A 15,866-nucleotide genomic window follows, 5' to 3' on the forward strand; every position below is an offset into this window, starting at 1 on the left:
AAACAATGAAGAAGACCATAACTCCTAAAAGAAAAGTTTGTTTCGTCATTACGAGCTTTATTCATTATTCCAGAAGCATCCTGATTTTGGAGGAGCTCCGAACTCGTAAAGATGTGGAACTTTACATAATTGTCGGTGGCACTGCCATCTTGAGCAAATATTCTGCGAGCTCGGCTTATGTTCGGAAAATCTTGGAACAGGACGGCTATAAAAACATTTATGAGCTTCACTTTAATTTGGAGGGCGATGATGCGATTGTTAAAACAAAAACAATCGGTCTTGGGGTAATCGAATTTGCCAGCATTTACAACCATATCAAACCGGACATGGTTGTAATTAGGGGTGATCGGTTCGAGATTTTCGCCGCCGCAATCGCGGCAGCCAATATGAATATTCCAATCGCTCACATCGAAGGTGGAGATGTGTCGGGCACGATTGATGAGAGCTTGAGGCACGCGATTACCAAGCTGTCTCATATCCATTTCACCACCAACGATGAGGCCAAGGAGCGCGTTATCAGGATGGGCGAGAATAAGGATTACGTTTTCAACTTCGGCAGTCCGGAGGTTGAAGTGGTGAGTAAAATGCCCCTCAAGGCTGACCGAGTTAATTTGGAGGAGACCGGTAGCGGAGCCAAGCTTGATCCGAGCAAAGAATTTCTGATGGTGATGTATCATCCGGTCACGACCGAACTTGATAAAATCGGAGAGAATGTCAGGACTCTTCTAAATGCCGTTCATAAAACCAAGATGCCGACGATTTGGTTTTGGCCCAATTTTGACGCCGGTGCGGAACAGATCTCTCATGAACTCAGAGTCTTCAAAGAGCATGTTAAAGATCATCGAATCAGATTTATGCGTTACCTGCCACCTAAAGACTTTATCTGGCTACTGAGACGAACCAGTTGTCTGGTTGGCAATTCTTCCGCCGGCATCAAAGAAACATCTTTTTTGGGTGTGCCGGTAATTGATGTTGGCACCAGGCAGAATGGACGCTTGAGTTCAAGTAATGTCGTGAAGGTTGGTTATAATGAAGCGAAGATTGTTGAGGCTATAAAAAACCAGGTAAAAAATGGCCGTTACCCAGTTTCCGATATCTACAAGGGTGAAGATACCGCTAAAAAAATTGCGGAAAAAATTGCTACAGCTAAGCTATATGTTCAAAAGAAATTTGAGTAGATTAAAATGAATCAAGACAGGAAAAAATACAATATTCTCGGTGTTATTCCGGCTAGGGGCCAGTCTAAAGGTTTGCCTGGGAAAAATATTAAAAAATTGGCCGGTAAGCCGATGATTGCTTATACTATCGAGGCGGCTAAGAAAAGCCAGTTGATCAGTCATCTGATTGTTTCTACTGATGATAAAAAAATTGCCGCCATCTCTAAAAAATATGGAGTCGAGGTGCCATTTTTACGTCCGGCCGAATTGGCCAAAGATGACACGCCACAGTTGCCGGTTATGCAGCACGCTATCAACTTTATGGAGCAGCGCGAAGGACTTAAGTTTGATTACATTGTCATTTTGCAACCAACCTCACCTTTGAAAACTGTCGAGATAATTGATGGCACTCTCGATGAGCTGATTAAGTCAGGCGCCGACAGCGCAGTTTCAATTGCCGAAGTCCGATCTAATCATCCGATTAAAATTAAAAAATTTGAAAATGGCAAAGTGATTCCTTTTTGTCTGCCGGAGCCGGAAGGTTTGAGGCGCCAAGATTTCCCCAAAGCCTACAAACGAAGCAGTGATGCTTACGCGATGAAGCGTGACACGATTATGGTTAAGAACCGCTTGTACGGCGATAATATTGCCGGTTTTGTGGTTGATTCGGAATTTGTCGTTGATATCGATTCCCAGGAAGATTTTCTGGTGGCGGAGTATAAGCTCAAAAAGTTTCAAGGAGAGCGCCTCAGGACTTAATCTAAAATTTCTGCTAAAATCGATTTCTATGAAAGATAACCTTGTTGTCGGAGGGGGCGAAGTCGGGTCGGCTATCAATAGCATCTTAAAAGGATCGGAAATTTTTGATATCGATCCGACTAAGAATTCGGTCAGCCAAAAGAGATACCTAAATTTGCACATCTGCTTTCCTTACAATAGGGATTTTGTGAAAAGCGTACAGAAGTATCAAAAACAGTTTAAACCGAGTCTGACAATTATCCACTCAACAGTTCCACTGGGGACGTCGGATAAACTTAAAGCCGTCCACTCTCCAGTGAGGGGTATCCATCCCCATTTGGCTAAGAGTTTGAAAATTTTTCCCAAGTTTTTCGGCGGACCCAAAGCGAGATTGGCCGCAGAAATTTTCGATCGCGTCGGAGTAAAAATTCTCTGCACCCCGAAGGCCGAGACGACTGAAGCGATGAAGCTTTGGGATACCACGATCTACGGTCTCAACATCATTTTGGAAAAAGAAATCCATAAATTTTGCGAAGACAATTCGGTTGATTTTGATGTTGTCTATACTAAGGCCAATCAAAGCTATAACGCCGGCTATCGAATCTTGGGTCGGCCGGAGTATCAAAAGTATGTTTTGTCGCATGTGCCGGGGGGAGTGGGCGGTCACTGTGTCATCGCCAATGCTGAGTTGCTAAAATCTACCTCTGCCAAGCGATTGGTCAAAGAAAATGCCGAGTTTGTCAAAGCTAAATCACGTAGATCTAAGTCCAAGTAGGCTTACCTGCAGCCGGTTGGTTTAGAGTTAAAATTTATTATGTCTCTTTCGACAGACGAAAATCATATCATCGTCAATTATCATTATGTGGAGGATCCGCGAGATGATCTTTCCGGTGTTCATCCCTGCACGCCAAAAGAATTTGAGAGGCAAGTAAAATTCTTGTCCGAAAATTACAAAATAGTCTCGGTAGGGGAGGTGCTGGAAGCTACGCGTTTGGATGTCAGTCGTGGTGCCAAGCCGACGGTTGCCGGTAATCCGAGTCGGTTCTGTGCCATAACTTTTGATGACGGTCTGCAAAACCAATTTCAATATGCGGCACCGATTTTGGAAAAGTACGGGGCGACAGCGACTTTTTTTGTTATCACCAGTACCTTTTCCGGGACGGTTCCTTCAGCCCATAAAATTCACGTGGTGCTTTCGGCTGCTTCAACCGAGAAACTGATTGATATGTTCAACGAGTTTTTGATCAGGACCTATCCTGATCTAGAGGCACAGCATTTTATTCCTAAAGATCGACGCATCACAATGCGGCGTAAATATGACAGCTTGCTTGATGCCAACTTCAAAGAGACTTTGATTGTTGTTCCGTCGGAAGTTCGTGACGCTTTTTTAATTGAGGCTTTTGACAAATTTGGGCTTGATGAGTCGACCGTTAATCAGATGCTTTTTATGAAAGAGGCGGAAATCAGCGATCTGGCCAGTCGGGGTTTTTTTATTGAAAATCATACCCATGAGCACGGTTCTCTGGAGCAGGTTTCAGTCGAAGCCCTAACGGCCGATCTCGAAACTGCCAACTCGATCTTACATAAATTGTTGGGTCGACGGCCGACGGTGATTTCTTATCCGCATGGCCGTTTTGACGAACGGATTCGCGATGTGATTGTTAAGGCCGGTTTAAAATACGGTGTGACAATCGAGCCACGTTCAGTTTCATCAAAAGACGATTCTTTTTTGATACCCCGTTACGATACTAACGATTTAAAGAAATATATAAACCAATGAATATCGGCGTTGATTTGGTCGCAATCAAAAAATTCCATAAAATCAAGGCTCACGACTATAAACACTGGTCAAGAGTTTTTTCGATGTTAGAGTGGGAGTATGCTTTCAAGGATGGCTTATCTGCTTCGCACTTGGCCGGCATCTTCGCCGCCAAGGAAGCGGCGATGAAAGCTACCGGTTTGGTAGGAGTGGAGAATTATCGTAAGTTTGAGGTTCGCCATGATAAACTGGGGGCTCCGAAACTTAATTTAAAAGGTTCTAAACTGAGCCTTTCTCATGATCAGGGGTTGGCGATTGCGTTTGTTCTAGCCTCGACTAAAAAATAGGCTTATGTCTTTTCGTGATTTACAAATGAAGATCGGAGAATTAATTTCCAGTCGGACTGCTACGGTGGCTGACTATTTAAAGATTTCAAAGGAGATAGTGCCCGCCGGTGAATTTCCGTTTTATTTTCGCCAGATCAAAGCCGCTTTTTTGAGCAGTTACACGATTCAAGGATTACCGGAGGTGTTTCAGGTTCGAGGTGTTTTTCATAATTTAAAGATCAGCACTTACACTGCTCCTTACGCGCAGATTAGTCAGGAAATTTTAAATCAAGCAAGCGAACTTTATAAGTTTAATCCGGACATTGTTTACATTTTGGCGGAGCAGAAAGATTTTCTCGGTGATGGCCATTTGGCTCAGCTGGTCGAAACCTTAAAGGAGAAGACTGAGGCAGAAGTAATTCTGGTTTTGGCGGGCGGGGAAAACCGGGGCAGGGAGAGGCTGCACATTTTTGACTTCGAATCTTTTTTGGACAAAATTGGTCGTGCGGGAAATTGGTATACCAAATTCAAAGACTTGGGTGATCTGCGGTTGGCGCCACAAGCGTTTCCGGTTCTTGCTGAGTCCCTCTTGGCTTACGCGGTGGCATCGGCCGGCAACAACAAGAAATGCCTGGTAGTTGATTTAGACAATACCCTCTGGACCGGCGTGGCTGGTGAGGATGGGCCGCGAAAAGTCGTGCCAAACCAAAAGCTCCAGGAACATCTGCTCGGACTCTATAAGCGGGGTGTAGTCCTGGCGATTAACAGCAAAAATAATCCGGAAGATGCTTTTGAGGTAATTGATAATCATCCAGAGATGATTTTGCGTCGGGATCATTTTGCCGCTTGGCGGATTAACTGGAATAATAAAGATTCAAATTTAATTGAGCTTAGCGAGGAGATGTCTCTGGGAACCGCTAGTTTTGCTTTTATTGATGATGATCCACTTAATCTCGGACTAGTGAGATCGAATTTGCCGGAAGTTGCGGTAATGCATCCGGATTCGGTTTTTGATTACGTCGGTTTCCACTCGTTTAATCTGACCAGGGAAGATGTGCGCCGGGGCGAAATGTATGTCGAGGAGCGGCGGCGTAAAGAATTGAAACAAGCTGTGCCGGACCAAGAAGATTTTTTGCGAAAATTAAATATGGAGGTTTCGATTTCGCCGGTCTCCGATAGTAATCTTGGCCGTGCCAGTCAGCTGACTCAGAAAACCAATCAATTTAATTTAACCACTCGCAGATATTCTGAGTCAGAAATTAGAAAGTTTCTTGAAACCGGTTGGAAAATTTGGTCTCTTCAGGTTAAGGATGTCTTCGGTGATTACGGGATAGTTGGTCTGGCCATGTTTGATTCGGCCAAGGGCCATTTAGACAACTTTATGCTTAGCTGCCGAGTTTTGGGGCGTGGCGTCGAGACGGCTCTTTTGGCGCAGGTTCTAACTGAAGCTCAAAAATCAGATCTTAAAGTCGTTTCAGCCGAATTTATCAGAACCAAAAAAAATCTGCCGGCGGAGACCTTTCTCGCCCAGTCAGGTTTTGAGTTGGTCGGAAAGGATGCAACCAGAGAGTCATATGAGTACGATTTGTCCAAGAAGTGCATTGTTCCGAATTATGTTAGAGTGACGGTATCTGAAAGCGAAGATCTGTAATTTACGGCCTATTTAATATGGAAAAATTAAATCAAATTTTGGCTAAAGTCTTGGAAATTGATCCGAACAGTATCACGGATTTGACTAGTCCGGAGAATACTCCGAGCTGGGATTCGTTTAATGGGCTACTTTTAATCACGGAATTGGAAAAAGGTTTTGAGGTTAAGTTTACCATTGACGAAGTGGTGGCAGTGAAAAATGTCGGCGATATTAAAAAAGCGCTTAAACGGCAAGGTGTTAAGCTTGATTAAAATGCCTGATAAAAATTTAAAAATCAATTTAAATAAGTTTTCCTATCAAGATCTCAAGATTGGTGATGAGTTTTCTTTTGAACGGAAAATCGAAGAGGTGGACGTTAAAGGTTTTGCTGATCTCTCGGGTGATTATAGTCCGCTCCATACCGATCCTACTTATGCCAAGTCATCCGAATTCGGTGAGAGGATTGTTCATGGCATGTTCTTGGGCTCGCTCTTCTCTACCTTAATTGGAATGTTGGTCCCAGGTGAAAAGGCACTTTACCTATCTCAAGACCTTAAATTTGTAAAACCGGTTTTAATTGGTGAGACAGTTTTTGTCGAAGGCAGGATTACTTCCAAAACCGATGCTTTAAAGATAATCACCCTGCAAACGGAAATTAAAAATCAGAAGGGCGAAGTGGCGGTCAGTGGCACGGCCAGAGTTAAGGTTAGAGAATAATATGTCTGAATTAAAAAATAAAATTGCAGTAGTTTTGGGCGGGACCGGTAGCCTTGGCGGGGCGATTGCCGAGGCTTTAGAGAAAGAAGGAATGGTAGTTATAAAACATGGACGAAAAGCCGGTGAATATTCCGCCGATCTTGCCAAGGATGGTGAATTACTGAGGCTATTGGGACACGTCGTCAGTAAATTCGGCCGGATCGATATTCTAGTAAATTCCGTAAGCGCGCCGCTTACGCTTTCAGCGTTTGATAAAAAGACGTGGGACGATTTCCTGAATCATCTAAATATTCAACTCAAATCGGCAGTTATTGCTTCGCAATTTGTTTTACCTGAGATGGCTAAGCGAAAGTTTGGTAAAATAGTCAATATTATTACTTCCGCAGTGGAGGGCGTGCCACCAAGCCATATGGCAGACTATGTCACTGCCAAATATGCCCTGCTCGGTCTCACTAAGGCTCTGGCCAAGGAACATGGTCGTTTTGGTGTGACGGTTAGTGCCGTTTCCCCAAGTCTCGTGAAAAATGATTTTACCAAAACAATGCCGGCCAAAATGATTGAGATTCTTGAGGCGCAAAGCCCTTCTTCCCGTTTAGTCACTCCTTCCGATGTGGCCGAGGCAGTTCTTGCTCAGGTGAAAAATTTTTCTCAAGATGTGAATGGTGAAAATATCGTAGTCTTGCCGTAGGTTTTTGGTGTTTGGACAAATATATGGACGATATCAATCTGATCGGGTATCAAAAAAATGATTACCAAAAACTGCGCGATTTTGTCGGGCAGACTTTTCAATCTAAATATATTTTAGGTGATGAGAAGTTTTTGGATTGGCAATACAGTGGCAGTGGTGCTTTGCTGTTAGCAAAGGTTCGCGAAGAGATTGTCGGTTTTCTGGGCTATAAAGATTTTCCCTATAAAATTTATGGAGAGACCAAGGAGGTTAGGGTGGTCATGAATTTTTTTGCGGCTCCAAAATATCGGCGGGCCGGTGTCGGTCCAAGACTGGCACAACAGGTTTTTAGCACACCCAATTGTATTCTAGTTTCCGGCTATAATGACACCGCCCAGAGTCTCTATGAGCACTTGCGAGCTAATTGGACAGGGTCCGGAGATCTTTTTAGATTTTTCTCAGTTCTCGCTCCTCATAAGTTGATGAGTCACCTTAAGCCGCTAGCTTCATCTTTTGGGCGAAAAAAGGCGCTGGGCAGTGTCAATATTAAAGTGACAGTTGTCCAAAAAATTTCTAAAGATGTTGACGAGTTCTGGCAGACTGTTCGGGACAGGTATTCGGTCACCATTGAGAGAGGCTCTGAATATCTGAAGTGGCGATATCTCGGCCATCCATTTTTTGATTATCAATTTTTAGAGGCGCGCGAAGATGGCAAGTTGCTTGGTTTTCTGATTTATCGATTTGAAGAGGTTGAAGACTTTAAAATTGCCCGTATTATTGATTTTGTTTCTAATGAAGTTGCGGAAGTCTCACTCTTGAAGAAGTTTTTGGATCTGGCTAGAACGGCCGGGGCACAGGCGGCCGATTTTATGTTTTCTGGACAGCTTTATCAAGATTCTCTAAAAGTGGCAGGGTTTTTCGATGTGTCTGGGACAGATTTTTCAAAATTTCCAGTCCGTTTTAATCCGATTTCTTATTCAAAATTTAATATCAATATCGCTTGCGATATTCAGGCCCCGATTCAGGATATGTATTTAACCAAAGGGGACAGCGACCAAGATCGTCCCAATCCACACTGATTGCCGGTCGCTCGGGATTTGGAGAAGACGGTGTGGTAGAATTCTGTAATATTTAGAGACCGGAAGTCGTTATAGTTTCATATAGACGGAGAAAGTGGTTTGACTTTTTACCAAAATAATATAGAGTACGAAAATGCCTGCGGACCTAAAAAATAAGTTTGATTTCAATAATCTCTTCACCTTTGAGATGGCCAATAACCACCAAGGGTCGGTCGAACATGGCAAGAAAATTATCCAGGAAATGGGGAAAATTGCCAAGGAATTTGACCTGAAAGCTTCGGTAAAATTGCAGTTTAGGAACCTTGATACTTTTATCCACCCGGACTATAAAAATCGGACTGATGTTAAGCATATTCCGCGTTTCATGTCGACCAAGCTTTCCGAAGTCCAGTTTAGAGAATTGGTTGATGAGACCAGGAGGAACGGTTTGATTACCATGGCCACTCCTTTTGATGAGGATTCGGTTGAGACTATGAACCGACTTGGGATTGAAATTATGAAGGTTGCCAGTTGCTCGGCTCATGATTGGCCGTTACTGGCTAAGATTGCCGAAGTTGGCAAGCCGATTATAGTTTCCGTTGGTGGGTTAACTATTAAAGAAGTCGACCGAGTTGTCTCATTTTTTGAACATCGTGGTGCCGACTTTGCCATGATGCATTGCGTGGCGATTTATCCGACTCCGAGCGAAAAACTTCATCTCAACCAGATTGAGATTATGAAGCGTCGCTACCCGCATCTCACAGTCGGTTTTTCTACCCATGAGGCTCCGGATAATACTTCTGTCATCGGTCTTGCCTATGCCAAAGGTGCTCGAATTTTTGAAAAGCATGTCGGAGTGCCGACTGACTCGATCAAGCTCAATGCTTATTCATCTAATCCGAATGAAACTCGAAATTGGGTCAAAGCTTACAAGCAAGCTCTGGCTTCTTGCGGTGATAACAATGAGCGACAAGTGCCACCGGAAGAAATTGCTGACTTGCGGTCTTTGATGCGCGGAGTTTACGCCAAAAAAGAAATCAAGGCCGGCAGTCCGATTAAGAGGGAAGATGTTTTCTTTGCCATGCCATATCTTTCTCACGAACAACTTCGAAGCGGGCGATTTAATAATAATTTAGTGGCTGACAAAAATTACAAAGTCGGTGAGCCAATTAGCGCCATAGTTGAACCGCCACGACCGAGCAAAAAAGATATTATCTATTCAGCCATCCACGCCGCCAAGGGAATGCTCAACGAGGCGAAAATTCCTTTGAGTCATGACTTTAAGGTAGAAATTTCTCACCACTATGGCCTGGAGAAATTCAATGAGACCGGCTGTATTATTGTCGACTGTATCAATCGAGAATATGCCAAGAAATTGATTATTCAGTTTGCGGGCCAGTTCCATCCAATTCATTACCACAAAGTTAAGGATGAGACTTTCCAGATTCTCCACGGTTCAATGGAGGCTAATGTTGAGGGGAAAAATTACACTCTTTATCCTGGCGATACCCTTTGGGTACCGCGCGGAGTTTGGCACAGTTTTAAAACTGATACTGGTGTCATTTTCGAAGAAATTTCCACTACCAGCCTCGAAACTTCCGGCGATTCCTACTATGTCGATAAAGATATTGCCGAGAAGCCTCGCGAAATGCGCAAAACTAAGCTTCTAAATTGGGGCCGACACCAATTCGATGACTTACCGGATTAGATGAAATCATGAAGATTTACGCTATCATACCGGCCAGAGGTGGTTCCAAAGGTGTGCCGGGCAAGAATGTTAAATTGTTGAATGGCAAGCCTTTAATCGCTTGGACGATTGAGGCGGCAAAAGCTGTGCCAGAAATTAGCAAGGTGATCGTGAATACTGATGATGAGGAGATTGCTGAAGTGTCTAAAAAATATGGTGCAGAAATTTTCATGAGGCCAAAAGAGTTGGCCGAAGATTTAACTTTAGATTTGCCGGTCTTTAGACACCATCTAGAAACCTTGAAATCTAAAAATGATTTGCCAGATATGATAGTTGATTTAAGGGCAACTGCACCTTTAAGAAATTCGGCTCGTATCAGGGAGGGAATTGAGCTCTTGAGCAGGGCTGGTAAAGCGAAAGCTGATTCTGTTCGGGCTGTGGCCAAGGCAGCGAAACACCCCTACAAAATGTGGAAGCTTAATGTCGGTTTCCTAAACCCTCTTTACAGTGAAGAGGAAAGTGGATTTAAGGATTCCTGGGATGCGCCAAGGCAGTCTTTTCCTTTGGTGTACCAGAATAATGGTTGCATGAACGCCTTTTGGCCGGAGACAATTCTGGAAAAAAAAACTATGACTGGCAAAAAAATTCTCGGCTATACAATGGAGGACTGGGAATCGGTTAACATTGACACCTCGATTGATTTTTTATTGGCTGAAGAATTGATGAAAAAGCATTCAGCCGAATTCACTAAGTAATCAGATTTCTTTACAAAACATTAAAGATATGTTAGTCCTTAAATAGATTTCCAGACCCGACATCGGGTTTGGTCAATGGACTTTGATAAGAAATTCAACAAATCTTCAACATGGAAACAACTCTATTTTTTCTGTTTATGTTGCCTGGAACAATCGCCCTCGGTCTCTATGATGTCTTGCTGAAAAAAACTCTTGCGTCCGGCATCAACAAAGATTTCCTATTGAGTACCGTGTTCATGTTGTCAGGAGCCGTCTTGTTTTTGGTGTCGAGTTTTATTGGTTTTCCAGAAGTAAAAACGGGCTTCTGGTTTGCGCTAGCTATATCAGTTGTTTTTGCTTCAGCCGGCCATTATGCCTGGTATTCTGCAATGTCATATCGCGACGAAGTTTCCTTGATATCTCCGCTCCGAACACTCACACCTCCGATCGTGCTATTGACCGGTATGTTGTTTCTTGGAGAGAGACCGACCGTTTGGGGTATCTTGGGGGTTGTTGTGACTGTAATCGGACTCTGGTTCCTGATGTATTCAGAGGCTGGATTTGCGAAAACTAAACTTTCGACTGTTCTGAAAAGCCAAGGTGTCAAAATGGGAATAGCTACAGCAGTTTTGTTTGCCATTTCCTTTCCTTTTGACAAAAAGATTGTTGTTTTGTCCTCGGCTGTTTTTTCTGGAGCGGTGTCCTTTTTCCTGATTGGTGTGATTGTGTTTTTCATCTCTAGCTTTAAATTTAGGGAGCCTGGGTGGGGAATCGGCCAGATGTTTACCAGAAAGTCTTTCCTATTCGTGGCTGGCCTGGTGATTTTGTTCAGCCTTGGTCTGGTGTTGACTTTTGAGGCCTTGAACTATTCTTTTGCTGCCTATGCTGCATCGGCTAAGAGGCTGGTTGCAATTTGGGCAGTTATCTTTGGCGGATCGTTCCTTAAAGAAAAGAATATTAATAGAAAAATTTTGGCAGTTGTCATCATGATAGCCGGTACGGTCCTGTCCGTTCTTGGAGGATGACGGGGGTTCTTTAAGCGTCACACCGAAAAGTTTTCGGTGTTTTTTATTTCTAACCACAATCTCGTGAATCAAATGGGGCTAATTTTATTGACACTATTGTTTATCTGATATATGGTGTGAACAGAACCGAGCTACTCGGTTGTTCTACCAAGTGAACCCTCAACAAAGGGCTAAATATGAAAGTAAAAGTCATTGGGGCAGGATCGATCGGGAACCATCTTTCACAAGCTGCCAGGCGAATGGGCTGGGATGTGTCAGTGGTGGATCGGGATCAGGAAGCACTTCGGCGGATGAAGGAAGATATTTTTCCTTCTCGCTACGGTGCCTGGGATGAAAAGATCCAACTTTTTGATTCGGCGAATGAACCGAAAGGTGGCTTCGATGTGATCTGCATTGGCACACCTCCGGATGTTCGACTACATTTGGCTTTGCAAGCACTCGAAGAGAAGCCAAAAGTTTTGCTTCTTGAAAAGCCACTCTTTACGCCGGATTTTGCCGAACGGGAGGAGTTTGCCGACTTTATGAATCAGGTGACGAAGCCGATCAGCCCGACGACGGTTCTGGCTGGTTACGACCATGCGGTTTCGGCGGCGATTGATTTCGTCTCCGAAATGCTACGCGAGAGTTCAATTGGTGAAGTCCAAACTTTGGATGTTGAATTCCGCGAGAACTGGGAGGGAATTTTCAAAGCCCACCGGTGGCTCAAAGGTCCGGCTGACTCTTACTTGGGCTTCACGGCTCGAGGCGGAGGAGCTTCTGGCGAGCATTCACACGCTTTGCACCTCTTCAATCATCTGGCGCTTGAGGCCGGTCTTGGTCAAGTTGTGATGGTCACTCCGTTTCTAAAAATGGAGGAGCCACCGACCGGTGGGAAGTATGATTCCATCGCCTGTTTCAATCTGACGACTGCGAGCGGAGTCATTGGTCGAGTGGTTCAAGATGTCGTTACCAAGCCGACTCGCAAGTGGGTCAGATTGCAGGGGTCGAAGGGTTTCATTGAATGGATCTGCAATGGGCACACGGAAGGTGATTTGGTTCGCTTCCAAACTTTCGGTTCGCCGGAGGTTAAAGAAAAAGTCTTTGCCAAGAGACGGCAGGACGACTTCTTCCAGGAGATGCTCCACATTCAAAAAGTGATCGAGACGAGGGCCGCAGTTGGAAACGGTGGCAGTGCTTGGCGATCCCCGGTTTCTTTGGAGAGCGGACTCTTGGTGATGGAGATTTTGCAGGCTGCCAGGCGAAGTGATGAAAATCAGCATTTGCCAGCCTTCCAGTTCTAGTCTTTCAAGGGCGCGAGGATTACCTCGCGCCCCTTTAATTTTCTCAAATGGTAAGTCAATTTAGATTGTGATATATTCAAAGGGTTATGGAGGTGAATAAAATTTTGAGAAGAGTTGTTTTGGTCGGAATATTTTTGGTGCCGTTCATTCCTCTAGTTGTCACCAACAGTAGTTTTTTTCCATTTATTAGTGGTAAAGGTTTTGTTTTTAGAATTATCACCGAAATTATTTTGGCCTGCTGGCTAATCTTGGCTTTGCGGTCGGTGAGTTTTCGTCCTAAAAAGCATTTACTAATCTGGATGCTAGGAGCCTTTTTGCTGGTAATGTTGGTTGCTGACGCTTTAAGTCTGAATACTTACAAAAGTTTTTGGAGCAATTTTGAACGAATGGAGGGTTATATCACGCTGCTTCATCTCGTGGCCTATTTTCTGGTTATCGGAACAGTTCTCCGGGCAGAGAAACTTTGGACTCGATTTTTCCAAACAGTAATCGGCGTCAGTACATTGGTTTCGGCTTATGCAGTCTTTCAGCTGCTGGGCATTTTTGTCATACACCAAGGGGCTACCAGATTGGACGCGACAATGGGCAATGCAACTTATTTAGCGGTCTATCTCTTATTTACCTCCTTTCTTACGGTTTTTCTTTGGCTTCGAGATAAAAACGGCATAGGTATGAGAATTACCTACGGTGTGATTTTGTTTTTGCAATTATTTGGTCTTTATAATACTGCCACTCGAGGTGCATTGCTGGGTCTTGTCGGCGGGACGATTGTGGCGTTGATTTGTCTAGTCCTGTTTGAGAGAGTTCATTTAAAGAGTAGAAGGATTGCCGGCGGAGCTTTAATTGTGATGCTTGTTATGGTTATTGGTTTCGCTTTAATTAGAGATTCTAATTTTTTGCAAAACAAAGGGCCACTTTCTCGCTTGGCTTCAATTTCTCTGGCTGAAGGTCAGCCACGATTTCAGGTTTGGAATATGGCTTGGCAAGGCTTTAAAGAGAAGCCGATTTTTGGTTGGGGCCAAGAGAGTTTCAATTATGTTTTTAACAAATATTATAATCCGGAAATGTACGGTCAGGAGCAATGGTTTGATCGGGCACATAATGTTTTTCTCGACTGGTTGATTGCTGGCGGAATTTTGGGATTTTCAGTCTACCTCGGCCTGTATTTGTCAGCCCTATACTCAATTTGGCGAAGTGGTGGCGATAAGCGGTTTTCAGTAATTGATAAGGCCATTTTGACCGGCCTTATCATTGCTTACGGCATAAACAATATTTTCGTGTTTGACCAGCTTGTTAGCTATTTGATGTTTTTCTCGTTGTTGGCCTATCTTTATACTAAAGATACTGCGACAGAGTTGGGCGACTATAATAAAGTCAGTCTTGATTACCGATTAGACAAGGGAACAACCGATAGGATCTTTGTGCCGGCAATTGTTGTGCTGGCTGTTGTCTCCCTATATTTTGTGAATGTTAAAGGTATTCTTCAGAGCCGGGCACTTACTTCGGCGCTTCATCAGCGGAGCGAGGGGCCGTCAAAAAATTTGGAATTATTCATAAAAGCCGTGTCATACGATTCTTTTGGTCAGGCCGAAGTTCGTGAACAGTTGGCCCAAGCTGCTTACGCTTTCGGCAGGTCAAATGCACCAATCGAAATTAAACAGGCTTTTTTTGATTTGACGAAAACTGAGTTGCTAAAGCAGATTGCCGAAACCCCCCAGGATGCGAGGTACCAGCTTTTTATGGCGACTTTCTTGAATAACTTCCAGATTTATGATGAGGCGCTGAAGTATTACGATATGGCGCGTGCTCTTTCGCCCCAAAAACAATCAATTATGTTTGAGTTGGGTTCGCTTTATATCAACAACGGTGACCCGAACAAAGCTCTGGACATTTTTAAGCAAGCCCTAGATCTTGAGCCAAATTATGTTGACGCCCGGAAAACTTACGGTGTCGGCGCGATTTACGCGAAAAGGTTAGATTTGGCCCGCGAAATTCTGGTGCCGATTTACGGAACAATTCTTGTTCCTGACAGTCGCTTCATTAACGCTTTTGCGGCTATCGGCGATTTTGATAGTGTGGCCAAACTCTGGCAACTTGTTATCAAAGATAGCCCGAACGACCCGGCCCCGCGGTTGTCTTTGGCCGCGACCTATTTGAAGCTTGGTCAACGACAGGCGGCAGTAGCGGAAATTCAAAAGGCGATCGAGCTTAATCCGGGCGTTAAAGAACAGGGTGAATATTATATTCGCGAGATTCAAGCCGGCCGGAACCCTTGACACTCTGAGAAATATCTGTAGTCTGTAATATAGAACCGTGGCCAATTGAGGCCGAAACAAAACTGAATGGGAGAGTATTCATGAGGATCAAAAAGATAGTGTTCGACTTTGACGGAGTTTTGACCAAAGGCGGGGAACCGCTCAAGGAACAAGCCTGGGACTTTATGGCTGACCTGTGGAGTGGTCAGGCCAAGAAATGGCTTGGTGAAGCTCGCCTTAAATTTGGGCAAGGTAAAGGATCCAGATTTGATATTCTGAAGTATGTTATTCTCCGGTTCGGCCACACCGAAGCGTTTGACGATGTCTTGGTTCCAGCCTATGCCGAGTGCTATGACCAGATTGTCCAACGACTGCTGGTTGATAGCGGTTTGGCAGAACATGCCGAAGAGCTTCTGGATTCTCTTCAAACATTCAGATTCGAGTTGTATGTCAATTCTGCTACCCCAACCCCCGGACTTTTGAAAAGCTTGCAGGCGCTTCGGATTGACGACTACTTTGAAAAAATTCTTGGTTGGCCGAACAGAAAGCTCGAAAATTTGCGGATTGTCAGAAGTTCTACGCCCGCGGCGGAACCGAAGGAAATCGTTTTCGTCGGAGACGGCGAAAATGACTGGAAGGCGGCCAAAGATTTCGGTTGCCATTTCGTTGGTATGGCCAATTCCTGGAACAATTGGGGGGAGAGGCGACCGAAGGGGATGCCGAAGTACTGTTTGATCAGTGACCTTCAGGAGATTCCGAAAAAGATCGCTCTTTTTGAAAAGAAGTAGGGATTTGGGCCGGCAATCGCGACGATTGCCGGCCCTTTAATTTTC

The 15,866-nt window shown here is 44.2% G+C and carries 16 protein-coding genes; all 16 read left to right on the forward strand.

Annotated features, from left to right (window positions below; translation table 11 throughout):
• Positions 1–5 precede the first annotated feature (5 nt).
• The 16 genes from neuC to WCT25_03915 all read left to right on the forward strand — a co-directional run bounded on the left by neuC (position 6) and on the right by WCT25_03915 (position 15,821).
• The gene (neuC, locus tag WCT25_03840) at positions 6–1,178 is read left to right on the forward strand and encodes a UDP-N-acetylglucosamine 2-epimerase (GenBank protein MFA6536528.1); all 1,173 of its coding nucleotides are present in this window, start codon (positions 6–8) and stop codon (positions 1,176–1,178) included.
• A 6-nt stretch (positions 1,179–1,184) separates the two neighbouring features.
• On the forward strand, positions 1,185–1,916 hold the full coding sequence (locus WCT25_03845) for an acylneuraminate cytidylyltransferase family protein (GenBank protein ID MFA6536529.1): 732 nt from the start codon (positions 1,185–1,187) through the stop codon (positions 1,914–1,916).
• A 28-nt stretch (positions 1,917–1,944) separates the two neighbouring features.
• On the forward strand, positions 1,945–2,670 hold the full coding sequence (locus WCT25_03850; GenBank protein ID MFA6536530.1) for a hypothetical protein: 726 nt from the start codon (positions 1,945–1,947) through the stop codon (positions 2,668–2,670).
• Between the two features lie 39 nt (positions 2,671–2,709).
• Positions 2,710–3,675, forward strand: a complete 966-nt coding sequence (locus WCT25_03855) for a polysaccharide deacetylase family protein (GenBank protein ID MFA6536531.1) — start codon at positions 2,710–2,712, stop codon at positions 3,673–3,675.
• Positions 3,672–4,001: a 4'-phosphopantetheinyl transferase superfamily protein gene (locus WCT25_03860; protein ID MFA6536532.1), complete on the forward strand. Its 330-nt coding sequence runs from the start codon at positions 3,672–3,674 to the stop codon at positions 3,999–4,001. The genes WCT25_03855 and WCT25_03860 overlap by 4 nt, the downstream gene beginning before the upstream one ends.
• Positions 4,002–4,005: 4 nt before the next feature.
• Positions 4,006–5,631 (forward strand): HAD-IIIC family phosphatase, encoded by a 1,626-nt coding sequence (locus WCT25_03865; GenBank protein ID MFA6536533.1) that lies wholly within the window; start codon positions 4,006–4,008, stop codon positions 5,629–5,631.
• A gap of 17 nt (positions 5,632–5,648) precedes the next feature.
• Positions 5,649–5,882 (forward strand): acyl carrier protein, encoded by a 234-nt coding sequence (locus WCT25_03870; GenBank protein MFA6536534.1) that lies wholly within the window; start codon positions 5,649–5,651, stop codon positions 5,880–5,882.
• Position 5,883: 1 nt separating this feature from the next.
• Positions 5,884–6,327, forward strand: a complete 444-nt coding sequence (locus WCT25_03875) for a MaoC family dehydratase (GenBank protein MFA6536535.1) — start codon at positions 5,884–5,886, stop codon at positions 6,325–6,327.
• 1 nt (position 6,328) lies between these two features.
• Entirely contained in the window at positions 6,329–7,015 is a 687-nt protein-coding gene (locus WCT25_03880; GenBank protein ID MFA6536536.1) for an SDR family oxidoreductase, read from the forward strand.
• A 23-nt stretch (positions 7,016–7,038) separates the two neighbouring features.
• Positions 7,039–8,073 (forward strand): GNAT family N-acetyltransferase, encoded by a 1,035-nt coding sequence (locus WCT25_03885; GenBank protein MFA6536537.1) that lies wholly within the window; start codon positions 7,039–7,041, stop codon positions 8,071–8,073.
• Between the two features lie 133 nt (positions 8,074–8,206).
• Complete coding sequence (locus WCT25_03890; protein MFA6536538.1) at positions 8,207–9,760, forward strand: N-acetylneuraminate synthase family protein; 1,554 nt, start codon at positions 8,207–8,209, stop codon at positions 9,758–9,760.
• A gap of 8 nt (positions 9,761–9,768) precedes the next feature.
• Positions 9,769–10,494 carry an acylneuraminate cytidylyltransferase family protein gene (locus WCT25_03895; protein ID MFA6536539.1) on the forward strand — a complete coding sequence of 242 codons (726 nt, stop codon included), beginning with the start codon at positions 9,769–9,771 and terminating at the stop codon, positions 10,492–10,494.
• Between the two features lie 110 nt (positions 10,495–10,604).
• The gene (locus WCT25_03900; GenBank protein ID MFA6536540.1) at positions 10,605–11,498 is read left to right on the forward strand and encodes a DMT family transporter; all 894 of its coding nucleotides are present in this window, start codon (positions 10,605–10,607) and stop codon (positions 11,496–11,498) included.
• Positions 11,499–11,674: 176 nt separating this feature from the next.
• Positions 11,675–12,778, forward strand: a complete 1,104-nt coding sequence (locus WCT25_03905) for a Gfo/Idh/MocA family oxidoreductase (GenBank protein MFA6536541.1) — start codon at positions 11,675–11,677, stop codon at positions 12,776–12,778.
• Positions 12,779–12,864: 86 nt separating this feature from the next.
• Positions 12,865–15,054: an O-antigen ligase family protein gene (locus WCT25_03910; protein MFA6536542.1), complete on the forward strand. Its 2,190-nt coding sequence runs from the start codon at positions 12,865–12,867 to the stop codon at positions 15,052–15,054.
• An 80-nt stretch (positions 15,055–15,134) separates the two neighbouring features.
• Positions 15,135–15,821: an HAD family hydrolase gene (locus WCT25_03915; GenBank protein MFA6536543.1), complete on the forward strand. Its 687-nt coding sequence runs from the start codon at positions 15,135–15,137 to the stop codon at positions 15,819–15,821.
• The last annotated feature ends 45 nt before the right edge of the window (positions 15,822–15,866 follow it).

This window comes from Candidatus Paceibacterota bacterium (assembly GCA_041666545.1).
Taxonomy (GTDB): domain Bacteria; phylum Patescibacteriota; class Minisyncoccia; order Phycocordibacterales; family JBAYGS01; genus JBAYGS01.

Bases quoted from the DNA above. Each gene is read 5' to 3' on its own strand.
- WCT25_03890 (MFA6536538.1), top strand. From the start codon at position 8,207: ATGCCTGCGGACCTAAAAAATAAGTTTGATTTCAATAATCTCTTCACC.
- WCT25_03895 (MFA6536539.1), top strand. From the start codon at position 9,769: ATGAAGATTTACGCTATCATACCGGCCAGAGGTGGTTCCAAAGGTGTG.
- WCT25_03900 (MFA6536540.1), top strand. From the start codon at position 10,605: ATGGAAACAACTCTATTTTTTCTGTTTATGTTGCCTGGAACAATCGCC.
- WCT25_03845 (MFA6536529.1), top strand. From the start codon at position 1,185: ATGAATCAAGACAGGAAAAAATACAATATTCTCGGTGTTATTCCGGCT.
- WCT25_03915 (MFA6536543.1), top strand. From the start codon at position 15,135: ATGAGGATCAAAAAGATAGTGTTCGACTTTGACGGAGTTTTGACCAAA.
- neuC (MFA6536528.1), top strand. From the start codon at position 6: ATGAAGAAGACCATAACTCCTAAAAGAAAAGTTTGTTTCGTCATTACG.
- WCT25_03870 (MFA6536534.1), top strand. From the start codon at position 5,649: ATGGAAAAATTAAATCAAATTTTGGCTAAAGTCTTGGAAATTGATCCG.
- WCT25_03850 (MFA6536530.1), top strand. From the start codon at position 1,945: ATGAAAGATAACCTTGTTGTCGGAGGGGGCGAAGTCGGGTCGGCTATC.
- WCT25_03875 (MFA6536535.1), top strand. From the start codon at position 5,884: ATGCCTGATAAAAATTTAAAAATCAATTTAAATAAGTTTTCCTATCAA.
- WCT25_03855 (MFA6536531.1), top strand. From the start codon at position 2,710: ATGTCTCTTTCGACAGACGAAAATCATATCATCGTCAATTATCATTAT.
- WCT25_03905 (MFA6536541.1), top strand. From the start codon at position 11,675: ATGAAAGTAAAAGTCATTGGGGCAGGATCGATCGGGAACCATCTTTCA.
- WCT25_03880 (MFA6536536.1), top strand. From the start codon at position 6,329: ATGTCTGAATTAAAAAATAAAATTGCAGTAGTTTTGGGCGGGACCGGT.
- WCT25_03865 (MFA6536533.1), top strand. From the start codon at position 4,006: ATGTCTTTTCGTGATTTACAAATGAAGATCGGAGAATTAATTTCCAGT.
- WCT25_03860 (MFA6536532.1), top strand. From the start codon at position 3,672: ATGAATATCGGCGTTGATTTGGTCGCAATCAAAAAATTCCATAAAATC.
- WCT25_03885 (MFA6536537.1), top strand. From the start codon at position 7,039: ATGGACGATATCAATCTGATCGGGTATCAAAAAAATGATTACCAAAAA.
- WCT25_03910 (MFA6536542.1), top strand. From the start codon at position 12,865: ATGGAGGTGAATAAAATTTTGAGAAGAGTTGTTTTGGTCGGAATATTT.